The organism is Lysobacter antibioticus (assembly GCF_000731095.1).
GTDB classification, from domain to species: domain Bacteria; phylum Pseudomonadota; class Gammaproteobacteria; order Xanthomonadales; family Xanthomonadaceae; genus Lysobacter; species Lysobacter antibioticus_B.
Window position 1 is genome coordinate 67,071 of sequence record NZ_JMTZ01000038.1, and the last position, 18,714, is coordinate 85,784.

Genomic DNA, 18,714 nt, shown 5'->3' on the forward strand with positions numbered 1-18,714 from the left:
GCTTCACCAGATGTTCCCCGCGCCTGGGGTGTAGGAGGCGCTGATGATGCTGTTGCAGATCACCGTGTCGGCTTGCACGACGCCGGAGAAACGCGACATCGCCGAGTCGACCGTGACCATGCCGGCGCTGACCGAGACCTGGCTGGCGTTGACGGTGACCTTGGCCGCGGCGGTGACGGTGATGCCGGACATTTCCAGTTTCACCGAGTTGCCGTTGCTGTCTTCGATCTCGACCGCGCCGGGGCCGTCCTTGAGGGTGAAGCTTTGGCCGCCGGGCGTTTCCAGCACCAGTTGTTCGCGGCCGTCCTGGTCGTCGAGGGTGATCTTCACGCCGTTGCGCGAGCGCAGCACTTTCTTGTAGTTATTGCCGGCGCCGTCCATCGACTCGGGCGGCTGGTCGCGGCCGTTCCAGAGGCCGCCGATCACGTAGGGGCGGCGCGGGTCGCCGTGTTCGAAACAGACCAGTACTTCGTCGTCGACGTCGGGCACGAACCAACTGCCGCGGTTGTTGCCGCCGAACATCGTCGCCAGCCGCGCCCATCCTTCGTAGCGCTGGCCGCTGGCGTCGGGCGACCAGGGCAGGGTGATCTGCACGCGGCCCTGGTTGTCGGGGTCCTTGATGTCGGTGACCAGCGCCACCAGCACGCCGTACCAGCGACCGCCCCAGCCGCTCGGCAGGCGTTCGCTCAGCAGTTGTTCGAACGGCGGCAGCTCGACGATGCGCATGGTTCAGCCCCGTCCGATCGCGGGCCGGTCGCACCAGAATTCGGTGCGCACGCCCAGTTTGGGATCGAAGCGGATCTGCACTTCGGTCACGGTGTAGTCGCCTTCGAACAGCGGCCCCACGCCCTTGATGCTCAGCTTGGTGCCGACCCGCAGGGCATCCTTGGTCTCGGCCACGCCGTGGCCGGTGATGAAGCGCCGCGCCATGTGGCGGAAGCTGGCTTCGGCCAAGGCGCGCGCTTCCCCGTCGGAACTCGGCAGGCCGTGGGCGAGCGCGTCGACGCGTGCGCCGAAGGCCTGTTGCAGGGTCTCGGCGCCGCTGGGGCCGCCGTTGAGTTCGGCGCGGATCGCGGCTTCATCGGCCTCGTGCTTGGCCACGCGCTTGTCGGCGACGCTCCAGCCGGCGCCGACCAGGCGCGTGCGCTGATGGGCAAGGTCGGCGCAGACTTCGAACTCGCGCAAGGGCCCGGCCCAGGACAGCTCGAGCGACTGGCCGTTGCGTTGCGCGCGTTGCGCGGCCTTGAGCTGGGTGCCCTCGACCCAGATCTGCGCGTCTTCGCGCCGGGCCAGGTCGCGCAGGAAGGCCAGGTCGCTCTGGTTGACCTGGGCCAGTAATTTGTAGGTTTCGCCTTGCACGTCGACCTGCGCCTGCAGGCCGTGGTCGCCGGCGATGCTGCGCAGGATGTCGGCGAGGCTGGCGTCGGCGAAGGCGCGGGTGCGCCGGGTCATGCGCAGGTCTTGCAGACGATCTTCGGCGCAGACGCCGATCTGCGGCGTGCCGCCGTCGGGGAACTTCGCCGACAGCGCGCTGATGCGGCCCTCGAACAACTTGCCGTCGCCAAGTTTGATGGTGAGCGGTTTGCCGAACTCGAGCAGGTCGCGGCCGAAGTGCTGGAAGCCGCCTTTGTCCGGGCCGCCCCAGTTGCCGAACACCAGCTCGCAGCGGGCCAGGCCGGCCTCGGACTCGACGATGTCGAGCGACATCAGCGAACTGGTCAGCGTGGCCTCGCGCTTGCCGTCGATTTCCACCGACGGACGCGAAGCTTTGATCGGCAATGTCGCGGTATCGCCCATGGGCTGGCTATGGCTCCGTCAATGCGCCCAGACGCGCAGGGATTGCTGGTCGATGTAGCGCAAGGCCATCTGCACGTCGCGCGGTTCGAGCTTCTCCGGCGCCTCGCCCTCGGACTTGGCGCCGCTGTTCGCATCGGACTTCGCCGCCGGTCGCGGCTCGGCCAACACTTCGAATTCGTTGATGACTACGGCCATGGCGGTGGTCCTTATCCGAACGAGATCGAGCCGCCGGCGCTGCCGCCGAGGGATGCGTTGAGGCCGACACTGGCACCGGCGTCGACACCGACGCTGCCGCCGATGCCGGCTCCGAAACCGGCGCCGACCGAGGCGCTGCCGCCGATGCCCGCGTCGACGCCTATGCCGACACCGACGCCGATGCCGACACCGCCGCCGATCGAAGCGCCGGCGGAAAGATTGAGATCGACCAACTGGCCCGGTGACATGCGCAGCGGGTCTTCGATGCCGTTGGCCGAGGCGATGCCCTGCCAGTCCGGCTTGCCGCTCTTGCCGGCCATCGATTGCAGCGAGTCGCCCTCGTTGGCGCTCTTCAACGGCGCCTGGCCGGGCTGGTTGGGCACCTTGCCTTCGCCCTCGAACTTGGCTTCGAGGATCTTCTGCTGCGACAGGGTCATGGTGATGCTGGAGCGCAGCGGCTTGCCGTCGGGCGAGAAGAACTCGAGGGTTTCTTCCATGCCCTCGACCATGCCGTCGAACAGGAACGTGCCCCAGTGGAAGCGCAGCCCCGGCGGCGACAGTTTCTTCGGGTCTTCTTCGGACTTCTGCGGGGTCATGAAATAGACCACGTCCTGGGTCAGGCGGCGGACATCGTCGACCGCGTCCTTCTCCATCGCGGTGACATCGAACCACAACTGCAGCGCGAGCTTGGTGGTGCCGGCGCCGACGAACTGACGGCCGGCGTTGCCGGCGGCCTGGTCGCCGCCCTGCGGTTGCACGATCTGGTTGGCGAAGGTGACCTTCAGCGTTTCCGGATTGAACTGCACCGCGACCTTGCGCCCGCCCGATTTCTCGTTGGCGAAGCTCTGGTCGAGTTCGATCAGCTGGGCTTTTTCCAGGCTCATGACGTGGCCTCCGCGCGTTTCATGCGTCGAGCTCCTTGAGGGCCAGGGTCTCGTAGGCCACCTGCAGTTCCTCGATCGCCACCTGGCCGTCGCGCGCGTTCAGCGCCGGCGCCTTGAGCTTGACCGGGACGCAGCGCGAGAGCTGAAAGCGCGCGCGCACGGTGCTGCCGTCGGCGGCGAACAGCACCACTTCGGCATTGGCGCGCAAACGCGGGTTGGCGACGCTGTCCTTGAACCAGCGCCACAGGTCGAAATTTTCGGTCATGCCGCGCTTGAGGGTGAGCTGGCCGTAACTGACCATGCCGTTGAGGCGGATCTGGCGGTCGTTGGCGCCGCCTTCGCGGATGGTCTTCACTTCCATGTTCACTTCCAGGCCGTCGCATTCGGCGAACGCGGCATTGACCAGCGGCTTGGCGTCGTCGCCGCGGTTGATCTCGACGGCGAAGTTGAAATTGGTGAACGGGTAGGGCTGGGCGGCCATGCTCAGAGCTCCTCGATCACGGCCAGGCGCTCGCCGTTCTGGGCCAGGCGCACGGCGATGAAACGCATCGGCAGCGACGGCGCCACCCGCAGTTCGACCACGAAGCGGCCGGCGTCGACCGACTGCGGCGTGTTGACGCCCTCGTCGGTGACCACGCGGAAGGACTGCGCGGCGGTGGCGCCGGCGAAGGCGCCGCGTTGGAACAGATCGGTCAGCAGCAAGTCGAAGCCGCGCTGCACCGAACGCCACAGCACCGGCCCATTGGGCTCGAACACGTAGCGAGTGCCGTGGCGCAGCGCCATGCGCCGCAGCAGGATCAATAAGCGGCGCACGTTGATTGGCCGCAGCGCTTCGTCCAGGGCCAGGGTGTCGGCGGACAGGGCGAAGAAGCCGCGCGGATCGTTGCGCAGCAGATTGATCTGCGCGTCTTGCAGCGCCTGGCGGTCGCTGTCGGCGATCGGCGGGGTCAATGCGACCACATCCTTCATCGGTTCGTTGGCGGCGGCGATCCAGGCGCCGCGCATGGAGGCCCGCTTCGACAGCACGCCGACCGAGACGCCGTCCGGCGGCACCACCCGCAAGGGGCGTTGACCGGCGTTGTCGGCGCCGCTCGCGCGCGCGTCCGATTGCAACCAGGGGAAGTACAGGGCGCCGTAGCTCAGAGCGCGGGCTTCGTCGAAGCCGAAGGCGTGCGGATCGCTCGGCCCGGCTTGATCGGTCGGCGTGCGCACGGCGCGCAAGCGCTGGGTGTAGCGCAGGGCCTGAGCGGTGCGGAAATGGCGCGGCATCGACAGCATCGCGAACAGATCGCCGCAGGCCGCGGCCAAGCGCAGGCTGGCCCGATGCACCTCGAGCCAGTCGGCCTCGTGCAGGTCGCCGGCCGATTCGGGAGCCACCTGTTCCCAGTCGTCGGCGCGCACGCGCACCGTGACCGGGTTGGAGCCCTGACTGCTTTCGTCGCCGACCCAGGCGAACACGCGATAGTGATACAGGCCTTCACGTTGGCTCATCGCCACGTACTCGCCGTCGGCGCCGCGGTAGATCTCGCGCTCGTCGCTGAAATCGGCGCTGCCGGCCTCGAACAGGGCATAGACCGCACCGGGCTCGCTCTCGGTCCAGCTCAAGCGATAGGTGCCGGGCGGCATCGGCGCATCGGGGCCGTCGAGCAGCGGCGCTTCGATCAGGCGTGTGCCGCAATCGAGGAAGCGGCCGAAATCGGGTGTTGCCAAGACGGAGTCGGCCGGCACCGTCGCCAGGCAGGCGCCGCGATGCGCGCGCCAATGCGCCGGCGTCGTCACGGGTGGCGCTTGCGCGGGTTCCGGGTCGTCTGCGCCGCGCCGTTGCCAGCCGCAGTGGATGGCGTCGGGCACGGCGATCAGGCTGGCCTCGTTGAACAAGCCGCCGGCACCGATGCCGAACACGGCGTGCAGCCCGTACAGCGGGCGCGTCTGCTCGCGGATCAGGCGGATGTCGTCGGCGTGCGCGAGCAGGGCGTCGACGCCGTCGTCGGCGAGTTCCGGGTCGAGAAACAATCCGCTGTCGAACGCTGCCAGGCCATCGCGTTCGAGCGCGGTCTGCTCGCGGTGCAGCGGGCCGACCGCCGCGCCGAACAGACCGCTCGCACCGAGCGGCAGCCAGGCCAAGGGCAATGGCGCTTCGTCGGGCGCCAATGGAAAACGTTGCAATTGCGCCGGCGCCGCGGCGGCGAGATCGTCGTGCACGCGATAGAACTCGCCGTCGCGCTGCAGTTCCCAGAAGTTGCCGGGCCGGCTCGGCGTCAACGCCAACTGGCGCAGCCGCGCTTGCGGACCGTTCTCCGAGGTCGCAAGCAGTTCGATTTCCAACACTTGCGCCGAGGCCACCGTGCCGAGCGGCGCGGTGGCGAGATCGGCGCTGCGCCAGGCTGGCCCATGCACGGTCGCAAGCACCTGCAAGGTCGTCGCCGACGGCGGGCTCGCTGACAGGTTCGGCGCGCGGTCGGCTTCGTCGATGCGCAACCAGTGGACCGCGCCGGCGGCATCGAAACGTACCCAGGCGCCGACCTCGAAGGCGGATTCGGGCAGCGGCTCGTCGAAGCGCAAGGCAAACGGTGCGGGTTCGGCGGCCGAATCGGGTTCGCTGCCGAAGCTCGGCGGCGCCAGTAGAGTCGCCGCGAGCGGCAGTTCCAGACCGGCGAGGTGGGCGACACCGGCAAGCTCGCCCGGCGGCGAGGGCTCGGCGACGATGCGTTCGAACGCGGCCAGCATACGCACCGAGACCTGGTACGGCGCCGCCGGTGTCGCGCCCGCGGCGACGTCCTCGACCTGGGCATAGGCGCAATCGCCGACACTGCGGCCGAACTGCAGCAGGTCGCCGCCGCGCAGTGCTTGCCGGGTCAGGAATTCGTATCGGCCCGAAGCCGGCGAATCGACGCCGGACCAGGCGTCGAGGGCAAAACCGCGCGACTGCACCGACACGCTGACGCGCAATGGATCCGACCAGGAACCTTCGCAGCGCGTCGCGACGATGGCCGGTTCGGCCTCGCCGCCGGCCGTGGCGATGGACAGCATTCCGGACAGAGCGAAGCGGTTGCCGTCGGCGACCGCGAGCGAGGGATCGGCGTCGGCGTCGACCTCGGCGCGCACGCGTTCCATCTCGGCGCTGCGCGCCACCCGTATCACCCAGCAGCGGCGACCGCCGTTGGCGAAGAAGGCGCGTACCGACGGGCCGAGATGCGCATGCACGCGCTCGCCGCGGCGTTCGTCCCAGGCCAGTGCCGCGTCGGCGCCGAACACGGTCGCGTACTGCGCCGCGCTTTCGACCGCGACCGGCAGGTGCAGCGGGCCGGTCGAGGCGAAGCCGACGAACACCGCCACGTCCAGGCGCGGCAACGCCTCCGCCGCGAGCGGCGGAGCCACGTCGACCTGGATGCCCGGCAGCCGGCGCGCGTTCGCCACGATCCTCACTCCATCTCGAGCCGTTCGTAGGACAGGGTCAGCTCTTCCAACGCCACATCGGTGCCCTTGGCGTTGAACGGCCCGCTGGTGTGTTTGATGATCCGCGCACGCAACAGCTTCCAGGTCTGCACGATTTGGGTGTGGTCCTCGTTCTGCAGATGGATCGTCACCGTGCGCATGGCCTTCTGGTCGCCGTTGCGGATCTGGTCGAGCCATTGGTACAGGTTGAGCGAACCGATCACGCCGCGTTTCATCGTCACGTCGGTGGATTTGTTCATGCCGGTGATCTTCATCACGCTGTTTTCTTTGGCGTTGCCGGTGCGGTATTCGGACACGGTCACTTCCATGCCGATGCCGCTGAGCTCCTGGAACCCGGCCTGCGGCCCGTCGGTGACCCCGTCGCCCAGGTCGACGAGGAAATTGAACTGCACGTACGGGCGGTCGCGAAGGGTGGCCATGACGTTGCTCTCCGATCAGACTTTGCGGTCGGCCGTCCACTGGCCGATGCGGAAGATGACGAACTCGGCGGGCCGCAGCGGCGCCACGCCGATCAAGCAGATCAGGCGGCCGTTGTCGAGATCGTTCTGCGACATGGTCGAGCGGTCGCATTTGACGAAATACGACTTCTCCGGTTTGTCGCCGAGCAAGGCGCCGCTTTGCCATTCGTTGAGGAGGAAGTCCTCGATGGTGCGGCGCACGTTGGCCCACAACTGTTCGCCGTTCGGCTCGAACACCGCCCACTGCGTGCCCTTGTCGATCGAGCGCTCCAAATAGGCGAAGTAGCGCCGCAGGTTGACGTACTTCCATTCCGGGTCGGAACTGATCGTGCGCGCGCCCCACAGGCGCATGCCGCGGCCTTCGAAATAGCGGAAGCAGTTGATCCCTTCCGGGTTCAGCACTTCCTGCTGCGCCTTGTTGAGGAAGCGCTCGAAGCCCAGGGCCAGGTTGACGACCTCGTTGGCCGGCGCTTTGTAGACCGCGCGGTTGACGTCGTTGCGGGCGTAGATGCCGGCGACGAAGCCCGACGGCGGCATATGGGTCTCGCGCTGGGTCAGCGGATCGAGCACGCGCACCCAGGGGTAGTACAGCGCGGCGTGTTTGGAATCGAGCTGGGCGCGCATCGCCCGCACTTCGCTGATCGCCTGGTTGTCGCCGCTGTCGAGCACGGCGATGCAGTACTTCATGCGTTCGGCGTGGCGGATCAGGGCGCGCACGATCGACGGCGCATGGGTCGCATAGCCGGCGCCGTAGCCGAAGGTCGAGCCCGGCGCGGCGACGATCGAGATGTCTTCCAGGTCCTCGAACTGGCGCAGGCCGGTCTTGCGGTCGGCGCTGTCGACCTCGCCCTCGTAGGCGGACGCGAACGGGCGCAGGCCGTCGTCGCCGTCGTCGATCAGGATCGCCAGGCTGCGTTCGGCCGGCGTGCTCTGCGAGTTCTGCATGGCCGCACGCAAGCCCGCCGGCGGCGACAGCGACGCGTTCGGGTCGGCATCGAAGAAGGCGCCGAGCAATTCGGTGCCGGTGCCGATGGCGGCGACGTCTTCGGCGCGGATCACGATCGGCAGGGTGCGGGCGCGGCTGAGGCTGGCCGGGAACTCGGCGAAATACGCGAACAGCGAATCCGGCGAACCGGCGCGCTGGTGCAGCGGGTCCAGCGGCAGGTCGGGGGCGACGAAGGCGTCGCCGCCGCCGAGCGGCTGCACGACCACCGTTACGGTGACCACGCGCAGCTCGTAGTTGGCGGCGCTGAGGTCGGTCAGGGTGGCCTCGGCGGTGCCGATGTCGTCGCCGCTGGAGACGAAGGCCCAGCTTTCGTTGGCCGCATCCCACAGGGCGAGGTAATAACCGTCCTCGACCGCCGGCGACGGCGCGCCGGCGCGCGGCCGGATCCACACCACGTCGCGCGATTGCAGCGAGTTGGCGAAAGTGACGCCGTCGACGTCTGAGAGCAGGCTCTGGCCGACGTTGAAGGTGAAGCCGACCCGTGCGTTGCCGGCGCGACCGGGGAAGCGCGCGTACACCATCATCGACGAGGGGCTGCCGGGCAGGCCGCCGCGGGCGCAGCCCGGGCGTTCGTCGGTCGCGTCGATAGGGGTGAACACGCGGCTGACGTAGAGGCGCTTGCCGCCTTCCTCGAAGAAGGCGCGCACACCGTGCCAGAGGTAGTTGTCGACTTCGCCGGCGTCCTGGAACACCAGTTTGTCGCGACCGCCGTAGGTGCGTTCGAACTCGACCAGGCTGGTGACGATTTCCGGCTCGATGTCGAGCGGGCCGTAGCGGGCGGGACCGACGAAGCCGGTGGTGGTGGTGCTCACGCCCTCGATCGATTTCGCGCGGAAGGAGACTTCCTCGACGAAGACACCGGGAGCCAGGTACTCAGACATAGCAGTTCTCCTTGCCTAAGACGGCGCATGTCTTGGCGCGCGTGTCGGCGTAGTGGCGCGGCGCGGTCATGCGGTGGATACCAACAGCCAGGAAGCGTCCGCCGCCGGCTGCCCTTCGGTTCTGGCCGTCATCGGCCGGCGGTACTCCAGGCGCCGGGGCGGCGCCGGCGACGACAGCGAATCGATCACCGTGCACGGCGTGGCCAGTTGCGCCAGCACGTCGGCGAGATCGGGTACGGCGGGCGCTTCGATCGGCGGCGAGGCCGGCGACCAGAACGCGCTGAGCTCGATCGTCCAGCGGAAATCGCTGCGCGCTTCCGGCGGCGACGACAGCGGCGTGCGCGGCGGCTCGGGGTAGGGATAGATCACCGCTACCCGGCCGTCGCGGTCGGCCATGCCGATGCCGCGCGGCGCGCCGTCGATGTCGACCGCGAGCAGGCTCCAGGCCGGCACGCGCTGGGTGCCGGCCTCGCGCAACTGCGCATAGGTCACGGCGAGCGGTTGCGGCAGGGGGCGGCTCGGCGCCGAGAACAGCGGGATGCGTTCGATCAGCAACTGCGGCGGCGACGAGGCCGTGCCGGGCAGGGCGAGCGGCTGCGGCGGCGAGATCCATGGCGCCAGCCAGGTGAACAGCCCGCGTGCAGGCAATTCGGCATCGAAGGCCAACGGCAGAAAGCGGCCGAACGGGTCGCTGACTTCGATGCGGTAGCCCGAGGCCGGCGGCGACGCGTTCAACGCATCGATCCAGGGTTGTTCGACCGGTTCGCGTTGGTCGAACTCGAAATCGATCAGGCCGCTGACCCGATGCGCCACGTAGATGCCGCTGGGATTGGGCAGGGCGCGTTTGCGCGCGTTCGGGGCGCTGCGTGGGTAGACCTCGACGACCAGGCCGTCGATGACCGAGCTGGCCGTCGCCATGTCCCAGAAACGCAGGCCCAGCGTGGCATTGCGTTGCAGCACTTCGAGTTCGAACAGGACCGCGCTCACGTGATCGCCTCGTGCACTTCGAAGCGGCGGCTCTGCACCGCGGCGGCGTCGTCGACGCTGACGTCGGAATCGATCAGCACCATGCGCAAGACATAGGTCGCCGAGGACGGCAGGCGCCGCAGGCGATCCCACAGGGTCAGATAGTCGTTGAGCGACAGCGGGTCGCACACCACCTCGATGCCTTCCTGCGCGCCGAAGGTGTCGGTTTCGGGCATGTAGTGATTGAGATGGCCGGCGCTGAGCACGCTGGTGTCTTCCATCAAGCGCATCACCCAGCCGAGCATGCGCTGCTGGCGTTCGCTGTCCTGCGCCCAGGGCGTGATCATGTAGTGCAGGTCGAGCGGCAGCGACGGACGATAGCGACGGCCGTCGGGCGAACGGCGCAGGGTCAGGTTGCGCATGGCGCCGTTGACGGCGACGCGGAACAGGTAGATCGAGAAGCCGTCCTGCATCGGCGACTCGAAGTCGCGCGCCTGGTACAGGCTGATGTCGAGGCCGGCGCCGAATTCGTCGCGCGGATAGCGATCGCGCAGCAGACCGGCCAGTGCGGTACTGGTGGCTGCGATGGCGCGGTAGTTCGCCATGGCCTCAGTCTCCGCGCCGTTGCGTCAGCAAAGCGCCGAGCAGCGCATCGCCGGCGAGCCGCCGGTAGCGCCTGCGGCCGTCGGCCGCCACGGTCTCCTCGATCACCCCGCAGCGTTTCATCCAGTCCAGCGCCTCCTGCAATTCGTCCATGGCGACCTCGTGCTCGCTTCCGAACCACCAGCGATGGATGCCTTCGGCGGTATCGCACGCGTGCGGATTGGCTCGCATATAGCTGGCCAATGCCTTCACACATGCCGATACCGCGGAGCTTTCGTCCATCGCGATCGACCCTCTGCGCACCAGATCAATGCAAGAGCGATGCCAACGGCGATGGATGACGCAAACGCTTGCGCAGTGGGCGTTATCGATGCGGCACGGCGAGCGAGGGCGGATGTTTTGATCCGGGCGCGAACCCGACGGCCGTCACATAGCCGGCCGCAAACGCCGTGTTTTCAAGCCTGCGCAGCCAGGATGTTTTTGTCCGCGCAGTGCGTGGCTTTGTCCTGTGAGCGCACGGACAGGCCGACCGCTTCGTCGAACGGCGCATATCCGGGAGACCCGTTCGGCCGTACATGCAGGCGCGACGATGCCGCGGGCACGGCGGTTGCCGTCGCCGTCGCGGATAGCGCTGCGATCAGGTGAGCTGCGACTCGAACGCGCGGAAGCGCTTGGGTTCGATGCGGTGCTTGCGCATCAGCTCGAAGAAGGCGCGGCGGTCCTTCTTGGCCGCCATCGCGGCGTGGGTGACGTTGCCGGCGTGCGCGGCGAGCAGGTGCTCGACGTAGCCGCGCTCGAAGTCTTCGACCACGCGTTGTTTCGCCGCCCGGAACGAATCGGCGGCCAGGCCGAACGAGCGCGGCAGGGGCAGGTCGGGCGAGGCCGGTTCGATCTCGATGTCTTCTGCGACCAGCACCTGGCCGCTCGACAACAGCACCGCGCGCTCGATCACGTGCTTGAGCTCGCGCACGTTGCCGGGCCAATCGTGGCGCAGCAGCCGTTCGAGCGCACCGTAGGAGAAACCGGCAGGCGCGCGGCCGAATTCGCGGGCGAAATGGGCGGCGAAGTGGCGCGCCAGGATCGGCACGTCCTCCGGCCGTTGCCGCAGCGGCGGCAGAGTGATGTTGAGGACGTTGAGGCGGTAATACAGGTCCTGTCGGAAGCCGCCGCTCTGCGAGAGCGTGCACAGATTGCAGTTGCTGGCGGCGATCACCCGCAGGTCGGCGTGATGGACGGTGTTGGAGCCGACCGGCCGGTATTCGCGTTCCTGCAGGAAGCGCAGCAGCTTGGCCTGCGCCGACAGCGGCAGGCAGTCGACGTCGTCGAGAAACAGGGTGCCGCCCTCGGCTTCGCGCACCAGGCCCGGGCAGGCGCTGTGGGCATGGGTATAGGCGCCTTTGACGTGGCCGAACAGTTCGTTCTCGACCAGCTCGACCGGTATGGCGCCGCAGTTGACCGCGACCCAGGGGCGGTCGGCGCGCATCGACAGGTAATGGATGGCCTGCGCGCAGACCTCCTTGCCGGTGCCGGTCTCGCCGGTGATCAACACGCTGGCGTCGCAGCGGGCCAGGGTCGGCAGACGCGCCGCGATCGCCGCGCAGACCTTGCTGCCGTGGACGAAACCGCGGATGTGCGGTTCCTCCTCCTGTACCGGCTCGCCGCGGCAAGGCGCCGCAGCGGTGTGCAGCGCACGATGCAGGCGCACCCGCCATTCCGACACGGTCGAGGGCAGGGATACGAAGTCCGAGGCGCCGGCCAGGATCAGGGCATCGAGCTCGCTGTCTCCGGCATCGCGGGTCGCCACCACGATCGCCAATTGCGGACGCTCGTGCCGGATCGCGGCGATCGACTCGGGAATCGTCGCCAGCCCGTCAAGGCCCGGGACCAGGACGATGCCGTCCGCGCTTTGGATCGCCGCCTGCAGATAACCCGATGGCGACAGCTCGACCGAGGCGCAACACGACAACGCCGCGAGCACCTCGCGCACGTCGCGCGCTTCTGCAGGCGCGCTTGCGAGCGGAACCACGGCCCATCGGGGGACTTCCATCGCACGCCTCCATGACCGGGACAGTCCGCCAGATACCCGCGCAACCGACCACGGCGCGGCGCCGTGGGGCGCCAGGCCAAGCCGGAGGTTTTCGAGGTGTTGCAGGACGATCAACGCGGCGCCATCCCCGCGCCGGTCACGGTGGGGGTGTTCGTTTACGTAACATCGGGGGGATTCCGACCGGCGGTAGCGTCTCGCTCCGAGCCAGAAGAGGATCCCGGACGCACCGATGCAGAGGCGAAGTTATCGCTTCAAGGTATTGATAACGATTGAATAATTGGCCGGGCTCGTCAGCGAGTTCCGTGCTCGATCTACTTAACCCGATGCTTCCCCAGCTTCCGCGCCAGGGTCCTTCGGTGCATCCCCAGCCGCCTGGCGGTCTCGGAGATGTTGAAGTCGGTTTCGGCGAGCATCTCGTGGATGCGCTCCCACTCGAGGGTCTTGATCGAGGTCTGGCGCTCGGTCAGTTCGACCGTGGCGTCGCCGCCGGCGCGGCCGAAGGCGGCTTCGATGTCGTCGGTGTTGGAGGGTTTGGCCAGGTAGTGGCAGGCACCGAGCTTGATCGCTTCGACCGCGGTGGCGATGCTGGCGTAGCCGGTCAGGACCACGATCAGCATGTCCGGGTCGTGGGCGTGCAGGGCTTGCACGCAGGCCAGGCCGGAGTCGCCGCCGGCCAGTTTGAGGTCGACCACCGCAAAACCGGGCGAGTGTTCGCGCAGCAGGGCATCGACTTCGCCGAGGTCGGTTGCGTTGCGCACCAGATAACCGCGGCGCTCGAACGAGCGGGTCAGGGTGCGGGCGAAGGCCGCATCGTCTTCGACGATCAGCAGTTCGCGCGGTGCGTCCCGGGGCGGGCCGGGATCTTCACTCTTGAGATCAGGGCTCATCGGCGGCCTCGACCAGGGTCAGCGCCGACAGCGGCAGGGTCATCGCGACGATGGCGCCGCGCGGGCTGCGGTTCTGCGCGGTGATGCTGCCGCCGAGGGTGCGGGCGACGTTGAGGGCCAGGAACAGGCCCAGGCCGCCGCCGGGGCGGCCCTTGCTCGACTGATAGGGCTTGCCGAAGTGCGAGAGCATCGCCGGGGCGAAGCCGGGGCCGATGTCGCTGACCTTCAGCACCAGGCGGTCGTCGTCGCGCGAGGCTTCCAGGCCGATCCAGTCGGGCGAGGCCTCCAGGGCGTTGTCGAGCACGTTGCAGATCATCTGCTTGAGGCCCGAGTCGGAGATGATCGGCAGATCTTCGCCGAAACCGTTGGCGTAATCGAATCCGCGCACCGGGCGGGTCGTTCGCCACTCGTCGACCAGTTCGTCGAGGAAGGCGCCGACCGTGGTCTCGGCCGGGGCTTCGCCGCGGGTTTCGCCGGCGGAGAGCAGGATGCCGGTGACGATGGTCTTGCAGCGATGCAGCTGGGTCTGCATCTCGTCGAGCTCCTGCAGCAACTCGGGTTGCTCGGTGAACGGCGCCATGCGCCGCCAGTCGCCCAGGATCACCGACAGCGTCGCCAGCGGCGTGCCGAGCTCATGCGCGGCGCCCGAGGCCAGCAGGCCCATGCGCACGATGTGCTCTTCCTCGGCTGCGCGTTGGCGCAGGTCGGCCAGGCGCGCGTCGCGGGCGCGCAGGATGCGGCCGATGCGGGTGATGAACACCACCAGCAAGGTGGCGTTGAGGACGAAGCACAGCAGCATGCCCTGGACGTAAGGGTCGGCGAGGCCGCGGGTCGGGTCGGCCGGAATCACCACGGGCCCGGCGAACATGGTCAGGGCGATGAAGCAGGCGCTGGTCGCGAACACCACCGCCCAACTCGCCCACGAGCGCAGCAACACCGCGGCCAGCGCGACCTGCAGCAGGTACAGGAACACGAACGGATTGGCGGCGCCGCCGCTCAGGTATAGCTGCGCGGTCAGGGTGACCACGTCGACCAGCAGGGCGAGGAACAGGGCGCCGTTGGTGACCTTCTCGCGGTGCCGCCAGCGCAGCAGGCTGACCAGGTTGAACGCGGCCAGGCAGGCCAAGACGATCGCCATCGGCGCCAGCGGTAGGGCGATGCCGAAGGCGAAATGGACGAAGACGATGGTCGCGACCTGGCCGATCACCGCGATCCAGCGCAACTGGATCAGCTGATGCATGTTCTTGACCCCGGCGCTGTCGCGCGAGGCCGTCGAGGCGGGCGCTTCGGCGTCGAGCGTGCGGGGTAGCGGCAAATCCTGCATCGGCGGCCCTCAGCGGATGTCGTCGAGCGACGCGGCGGCGCGACGGCGCCGACGTTCTTCCAGCGCCACCCGCCATGCGGCGGCAGCGACCATCAGGGCCAGCCCGAACCAGGTCAGCGCATAGACCAGATGGTTGTTGGGAAACTTTATCACCGTCAGTCCGCCGACCGGCCAGGCCGGCTCGGCGTTGGCGGCGACAGGGGGCTCGTCGTGGCGGTCGGCGTCGACGAAGTAGGGCGCGACGCGCTGCAGGCCGCGGGCGGCGGCGATGGCGGCCACGTCGCGCGAGTACCAGCGATCCTGCTGCGGCGCGTTCTTGCGCAGGAAGCCACCGCCGGGTTCGCTGAGGCGCAGCAGGCCGGTGACCCGGGTGTCGGCCGAAGCGGCCGCGGCAGCGGCTTCGCGCTTGCCCGGGACGAAGCCGCGGTTGACGAGCACGATCGGGCCGGCGTCGGTCTGGAAGGGAGTCATCAGCCAGAAACCGGGGCCGATCGCGGTCACGGCCTGGACCAGGCTGTCTTTTCCGCCCAGATAACGGCCTTCGAGCTGGACGTGGCGATATTCGTCGCGGGCGGCGCAGACCTGGGGCCAATCGGCCGGCCCGGGCGCCGCGCCCGGCGGCGCATGTACGCGCGTTTCGACGCGTTCGATCAGATCGAGCTTCCAGGCGCGGCGTTGCACCTGCCAGCCGCCGAGGGCGATCAGGCCGAGGAAGGCGGCTAGAAAGACCGACGACAGGACCGCCAGGGCGAAGCGGCTGCGCGGGCGCTTGGCGGTGTTCGCGGTCATGGTCGGGGCCTCTTCATGGATCGCCGATAGGGCGTTCGGTGTTGCTCGATTTCAAGCTCGTGCAGCGGCCTACGTACTCCTCATCCGTCATCCCCGCGAAGGCGGGGATCCCGAGACTTCAGAGTCATGTCGCGGTGAAACCCTGGGTTCCCGCCTTCGCGGGAACGACGGGCAAAAAGAACACGGCGAGAACCGAAGACCCGAAACTCGATTCCCGATTCCCGATTCCCGATTCCCGATTCCCAATTCCCAATTCCCAATTCCCGATTCCCGATTCCCAATTCCCGATTCCCGAATCCCGAATCCCGAATCCCGAATCCCGAATCCCGAATCCCGAATCCCGAATCAAGGCATGTTGCGCATGTCGTGCGGTGCCATCGGCATCATGTTGACGTTGAGGTGGTGCATGACCCACAAGGAACCGGCCAGCAGGATCACCACCAACACCAGGGTGAAGATCAGCGCGAGCATGTTCCAGCCGCCCTCCGACTTGGTGTTCATGTGCAGGAAATACACCATGTGCACGACGATCTGGACCACGGCGAAGGCCAGCACCACGAAGGCGGCGGTGCCGGAGTTCGGGATCACCTTGGCCATGATCAGCCAGAACGGAATCGCGGTCAGCACCACCGACAGCAGGAAGCCGATGGTGTAGCTGCCGACGCTGCCGTGGGCGCCGTCGTCGTGGTCGTCATGGCCGTGGCCATGATCGTGCGCGGCGTGAGTGGTGGGCTCGGTCACGGCAGCACTCCCATCAGGTAAACGAAGGTGAAGACGCCGATCCAGACGACGTCGAGGAAATGCCAGAACATCGACAGGCACAGCAGGCGGCGGCGGTTTTCGGCGGTCAGGCCGTGCTTGCCGACCTGCACCATCAAGGTGACCAGCCAGACGATGCCGAAGGTGACGTGCAGGCCGTGGGTGCCGACCAGGGCGAAGAACGAGGACAGGAACGCGCTGCGCTGCGGGCCGGCGCCTTCATGGATCAGGTGGGCGAACTCGTACAGTTCCAAGCCGATGAAGGCCAGGCCGAACAAGCCGGTGATCGCCAGCCAGCCCTGCACCGCGGCGATCTTGCGCTTCTGCATCGCGATCATCGCGAAGCCATAGGTGATCGACGACAGCAACAGCATCGAGGTGTTGATCGCGACCAGTTGCAGGTCGAACAGGTCGGCGCCGGACGGGCCGGCGGCGTAGCTGCGGCCCAGCACGCCGTAGACCGCGAACAGGCAGGCGAACACCAGACAGTCGCTCATCAGGTAGAGCCAGAACCCGAGCAGGGTGCCGTTCTCCGGATGGTGCTTGCCCTTGAGGTCGAAGAAGACCGGGCGCCCGTCGGGCGTGTGGGTGGCGATGGCGTGGGCGTCAGACATGGGCGGCGGCCAGTTGTTGCGTGCGCTTGGCTTCGGTGGCGGTCACTTGCTCCGCCGGGATGTAGTAGTCGCGCTTGTAGTTGAAGGTGTGGACGATGGCGGCGACCAGCATGGCGGCGAAGGACAGGCCGGCGACCAGCCACATCTGCCAGATCAGGGCGAACGCACACAGCGTGCTGAGCCCTGCGATGACCACGCCCGCGGCGGTGTTCTTGGGCATGTGGATCGGCAGGAAGCCCGAGGTCGGACGCTGGTAACCGCGCTGCTTCATGTCGTGCCAGGCGTCGTTGTCGTGCACCACCGGGGTGAAGGCGAAGTTGTAATCCGGCGGCGGCGAGGAGGTCGACCACTCCAGGGTGCGGCCCTGCCAGGGATCGCCGGTCTCGTCGCGCAGCTCGTGGCGGCGGCGGATGCTGACCACGAACTGGATCAACATGCAGGCGATGCCGATGGCGATCAGCACCGCGCCGAAGGCGGCGATGACGAACCAGATCTGCAGCGATTGGTCCTCGAAGTGACTCATGCGCCGGGTCACGCCCATCAGGCCGAGCACGTACAGCGGCATGAAGGCGAAGAAGAAGCCGGTGATCCAGAACCAGAACGAGCACTTGCCCCAGAACGGGTCGAGCTTGAAGCCGAAGGCCTTGGGCCACCAGAAGTTGATGCCGGCGAACAGGCCGAACAGCACGCCGCCGATGATCACGTTATGGAAGTGAGCGATCAGGAACAGGCTGTTGTGCAGGACGAAGTCGGCCGGCGGCACCGCCAGCAACACACCGGTCATGCCGCCGATGGTGAAGGTGACCATGAAGCCGATCGTCCACAGCATCGGCACCTCGAAGCGGATGCGGCCGCGGTACATGGTGAACAGCCAGTTGAAGATCTTCGCGCCCGTCGGGATCGAGATGATCATCGTGGTGATGCCGAAGAACGAGTTGACGCTGGCGCCCGAGCCCATGGTGAAGAAGTGGTGCAGCCACACCAGGTAGGACAGGATGGTGATGACCACCGTCGCATAGACCATCGAGGCATAGCCGAACAGGCGCTTGCCGCTGTAGGTCGAGACGATCTCGGAGAAGATGCCGAAGCACGGCAGGATCAGGATGTAGACCTCCGGGTGGCCCCAGATCCAGATCAGGTTCACGTACATCATGGGGTTGCCGCCCAGATCGTTCGTGAAGAAGTTGGTGCCGGCGTAGCGGTCGAGCGAGAGCAGCAACAGCACCGCGGTGAGCACCGGGAACGCCGCCACGATCAGCACGTTGGTGCACAGCGAGGTCCAGGTGAACACCGGCATCTTCATCATGCTCATGCCCGGCGCGCGCATCTTGACGATGGTCGCGATCAGGTTGATGCCCGATAGCAAGGTGCCGACGCCGGCGATCTGCAGCGCCCATATGTAGTAGTCGACGCCGACCCCGGGACTGTAGGCGATGCCCGACAGCGGCGGATACGCCAGCCAGCCGGTCTTGGCGAACTCGCCGACGAACAGCGAGACCATCACCAGGGCCGCGCCGCAGGCGGTCATCCAGAAGCTGAAGTTGTTGAGGAACGGAAACGCGACGTCGCGCGCGCCGATCTGCAGCGGCACGACGTAGTTCATGAAGCCGGTGACCAGCGGCATGGCCACGAAGAAGATCATGATCACGCCGTGGGCGGTGAAGACCTGGTCGTAGTGTTCGGGCGGCAGGTAGCCGGCGTTGTCGCCGAACGCCATCGCCTGCTGCAGGCGCATCATGATCGCGTCGGCGAAGCCGCGCATCAGCATGATCAGGCCCAGCACGATGTACATGATGCCGATCTTCTTGTGATCGATGCTGGTGAACCACTCGTTCCAGAGATAGCCCCAGAGCTTGTAGCGGGTGATCGCGGCGACCACGGCAAGGCCGCCCAGCACGACCATGGCGAAGGTCGCGATCAGGATCGGTTCGTGCAGCGGGATCGAGTCCCAGGTAAGCCGGCCGAAGATCAGCGTGGCGAGGTTGGATTGGTCAGACATCTCGACTCCAGAAGTCCGCGGGCGGACTCGGCGCGCGTTCGGCGCGCCC

Annotated in this window: 18 protein-coding genes; all 18 read right to left on the bottom strand. The window is 67.5% G+C overall.

Going from position 1 to position 18,714, the window contains the following annotated elements; genetic code table 11:
- Positions 1–3: 3 nt before the first annotated feature.
- Positions 4–726, bottom strand: a complete 723-nt coding sequence (locus EX88_RS0112865) for a phage baseplate assembly protein V (protein WP_031372398.1) — start codon at positions 724–726, stop codon at positions 4–6.
- A gap of 3 nt (positions 727–729) precedes the next feature.
- Positions 730–1,797: a phage late control D family protein gene (locus EX88_RS0112870; RefSeq protein WP_031372399.1), complete on the bottom strand. Its 1,068-nt coding sequence runs from the start codon at positions 1,795–1,797 to the stop codon at positions 730–732.
- Positions 1,798–1,815: 18 nt separating this feature from the next.
- Complete coding sequence (locus EX88_RS26540; protein ID WP_161786121.1) at positions 1,816–1,992, bottom strand: hypothetical protein; 177 nt, start codon at positions 1,990–1,992, stop codon at positions 1,816–1,818.
- Between the two features lie 11 nt (positions 1,993–2,003).
- Entirely contained in the window at positions 2,004–2,876 is an 873-nt protein-coding gene (locus EX88_RS0112880) for a hypothetical protein (RefSeq protein ID WP_200875839.1), read from the bottom strand.
- Positions 2,877–2,895: 19 nt separating this feature from the next.
- A complete protein-coding gene (locus EX88_RS0112885; protein ID WP_031372401.1) occupies positions 2,896–3,357 on the bottom strand; it encodes a phage tail protein in 462 nt (153 codons plus the stop codon).
- Between the two features lie 2 nt (positions 3,358–3,359).
- Positions 3,360–6,293 carry a phage tail sheath C-terminal domain-containing protein gene (locus EX88_RS0112890; protein WP_031372402.1) on the bottom strand — a complete coding sequence of 978 codons (2,934 nt, stop codon included), beginning with the start codon at positions 6,291–6,293 and terminating at the stop codon, positions 3,360–3,362.
- Positions 6,294–6,298: 5 nt separating this feature from the next.
- Positions 6,299–6,751: a phage tail protein gene (locus EX88_RS0112895; protein WP_031372403.1), complete on the bottom strand. Its 453-nt coding sequence runs from the start codon at positions 6,749–6,751 to the stop codon at positions 6,299–6,301.
- A gap of 15 nt (positions 6,752–6,766) precedes the next feature.
- Positions 6,767–8,677, bottom strand: a complete 1,911-nt coding sequence (locus EX88_RS0112900) for a phage tail sheath subtilisin-like domain-containing protein (protein WP_031372404.1) — start codon at positions 8,675–8,677, stop codon at positions 6,767–6,769.
- 66 nt (positions 8,678–8,743) lie between these two features.
- Positions 8,744–9,664, bottom strand: a complete 921-nt coding sequence (locus EX88_RS0112905; RefSeq protein ID WP_031372405.1) for a hypothetical protein — start codon at positions 9,662–9,664, stop codon at positions 8,744–8,746.
- Positions 9,661–10,248 (bottom strand): DUF4255 domain-containing protein, encoded by a 588-nt coding sequence (locus tag EX88_RS0112910; protein WP_031372406.1) that lies wholly within the window; start codon positions 10,246–10,248, stop codon positions 9,661–9,663. Before EX88_RS0112910 ends, EX88_RS0112905 begins: the two co-directional genes overlap by 4 nt.
- Before the next feature lie 4 nt (positions 10,249–10,252).
- The gene (locus tag EX88_RS0112915; protein ID WP_057918042.1) at positions 10,253–10,528 is read right to left on the bottom strand and encodes a hypothetical protein; all 276 of its coding nucleotides are present in this window, start codon (positions 10,526–10,528) and stop codon (positions 10,253–10,255) included.
- A gap of 355 nt (positions 10,529–10,883) precedes the next feature.
- On the bottom strand, positions 10,884–12,293 hold the full coding sequence (locus EX88_RS23765; protein WP_081930935.1) for a sigma-54-dependent transcriptional regulator: 1,410 nt from the start codon (positions 12,291–12,293) through the stop codon (positions 10,884–10,886).
- 311 nt (positions 12,294–12,604) lie between these two features.
- Complete coding sequence (locus tag EX88_RS0112925) at positions 12,605–13,180, bottom strand: response regulator transcription factor (RefSeq protein WP_051885069.1); 576 nt, start codon at positions 13,178–13,180, stop codon at positions 12,605–12,607.
- Entirely contained in the window at positions 13,170–14,495 is a 1,326-nt protein-coding gene (locus EX88_RS0112930; RefSeq protein WP_235186269.1) for an ATP-binding protein, read from the bottom strand. The genes EX88_RS0112925 and EX88_RS0112930 overlap by 11 nt, the downstream gene beginning before the upstream one ends.
- A gap of 18 nt (positions 14,496–14,513) precedes the next feature.
- A complete protein-coding gene (locus EX88_RS0112935) occupies positions 14,514–15,293 on the bottom strand; it encodes an SURF1 family protein (RefSeq protein WP_051885070.1) in 780 nt (259 codons plus the stop codon).
- A gap of 345 nt (positions 15,294–15,638) precedes the next feature.
- Positions 15,639–16,034, bottom strand: a complete 396-nt coding sequence (gene cyoD / locus EX88_RS0112940) for a cytochrome o ubiquinol oxidase subunit IV (RefSeq protein ID WP_031372412.1) — start codon at positions 16,032–16,034, stop codon at positions 15,639–15,641.
- The gene (gene cyoC / locus EX88_RS0112945) at positions 16,031–16,666 is read right to left on the bottom strand and encodes a cytochrome o ubiquinol oxidase subunit III (protein WP_031372413.1); all 636 of its coding nucleotides are present in this window, start codon (positions 16,664–16,666) and stop codon (positions 16,031–16,033) included. The genes cyoD and cyoC overlap by 4 nt, the downstream gene beginning before the upstream one ends.
- Positions 16,659–18,635 (bottom strand): cytochrome o ubiquinol oxidase subunit I, encoded by a 1,977-nt coding sequence (gene cyoB, locus EX88_RS0112950; protein ID WP_200875841.1) that lies wholly within the window; start codon positions 18,633–18,635, stop codon positions 16,659–16,661. Before cyoB ends, cyoC begins: the two co-directional genes overlap by 8 nt.
- Positions 18,636–18,714: the final 79 nt, after the last annotated feature.

Excerpts from the sequence above, each read along its gene's own strand:
- EX88_RS0112935 (WP_051885070.1), bottom strand. The coding sequence starts at position 15,293 with ATGACCGCGAACACCGCCAAGCGCCCGCGCAGCCGCTTCGCCCTGGCG.
- EX88_RS0112910 (WP_031372406.1), bottom strand. The coding sequence starts at position 10,248 with ATGGCGAACTACCGCGCCATCGCAGCCACCAGTACCGCACTGGCCGGT.
- EX88_RS0112880 (WP_200875839.1), bottom strand. The coding sequence starts at position 2,876 with ATGAGCCTGGAAAAAGCCCAGCTGATCGAACTCGACCAGAGCTTCGCC.
- EX88_RS0112895 (WP_031372403.1), bottom strand. The coding sequence starts at position 6,751 with ATGGCCACCCTTCGCGACCGCCCGTACGTGCAGTTCAATTTCCTCGTC.
- cyoC (WP_031372413.1), bottom strand. The coding sequence starts at position 16,666 with ATGTCTGACGCCCACGCCATCGCCACCCACACGCCCGACGGGCGCCCG.
- EX88_RS0112900 (WP_031372404.1), bottom strand. The coding sequence starts at position 8,677 with ATGTCTGAGTACCTGGCTCCCGGTGTCTTCGTCGAGGAAGTCTCCTTC.
- EX88_RS0112915 (WP_057918042.1), bottom strand. The coding sequence starts at position 10,528 with ATGGACGAAAGCTCCGCGGTATCGGCATGTGTGAAGGCATTGGCCAGC.
- EX88_RS0112925 (WP_051885069.1), bottom strand. The coding sequence starts at position 13,180 with ATGAGCCCTGATCTCAAGAGTGAAGATCCCGGCCCGCCCCGGGACGCA.
- EX88_RS26540 (WP_161786121.1), bottom strand. The coding sequence starts at position 1,992 with ATGGCCGTAGTCATCAACGAATTCGAAGTGTTGGCCGAGCCGCGACCG.
- EX88_RS0112870 (WP_031372399.1), bottom strand. The coding sequence starts at position 1,797 with ATGGGCGATACCGCGACATTGCCGATCAAAGCTTCGCGTCCGTCGGTG.
- EX88_RS0112865 (WP_031372398.1), bottom strand. The coding sequence starts at position 726 with ATGCGCATCGTCGAGCTGCCGCCGTTCGAACAACTGCTGAGCGAACGC.
- EX88_RS0112885 (WP_031372401.1), bottom strand. The coding sequence starts at position 3,357 with ATGGCCGCCCAGCCCTACCCGTTCACCAATTTCAACTTCGCCGTCGAG.
- EX88_RS23765 (WP_081930935.1), bottom strand. The coding sequence starts at position 12,293 with ATGGAAGTCCCCCGATGGGCCGTGGTTCCGCTCGCAAGCGCGCCTGCA.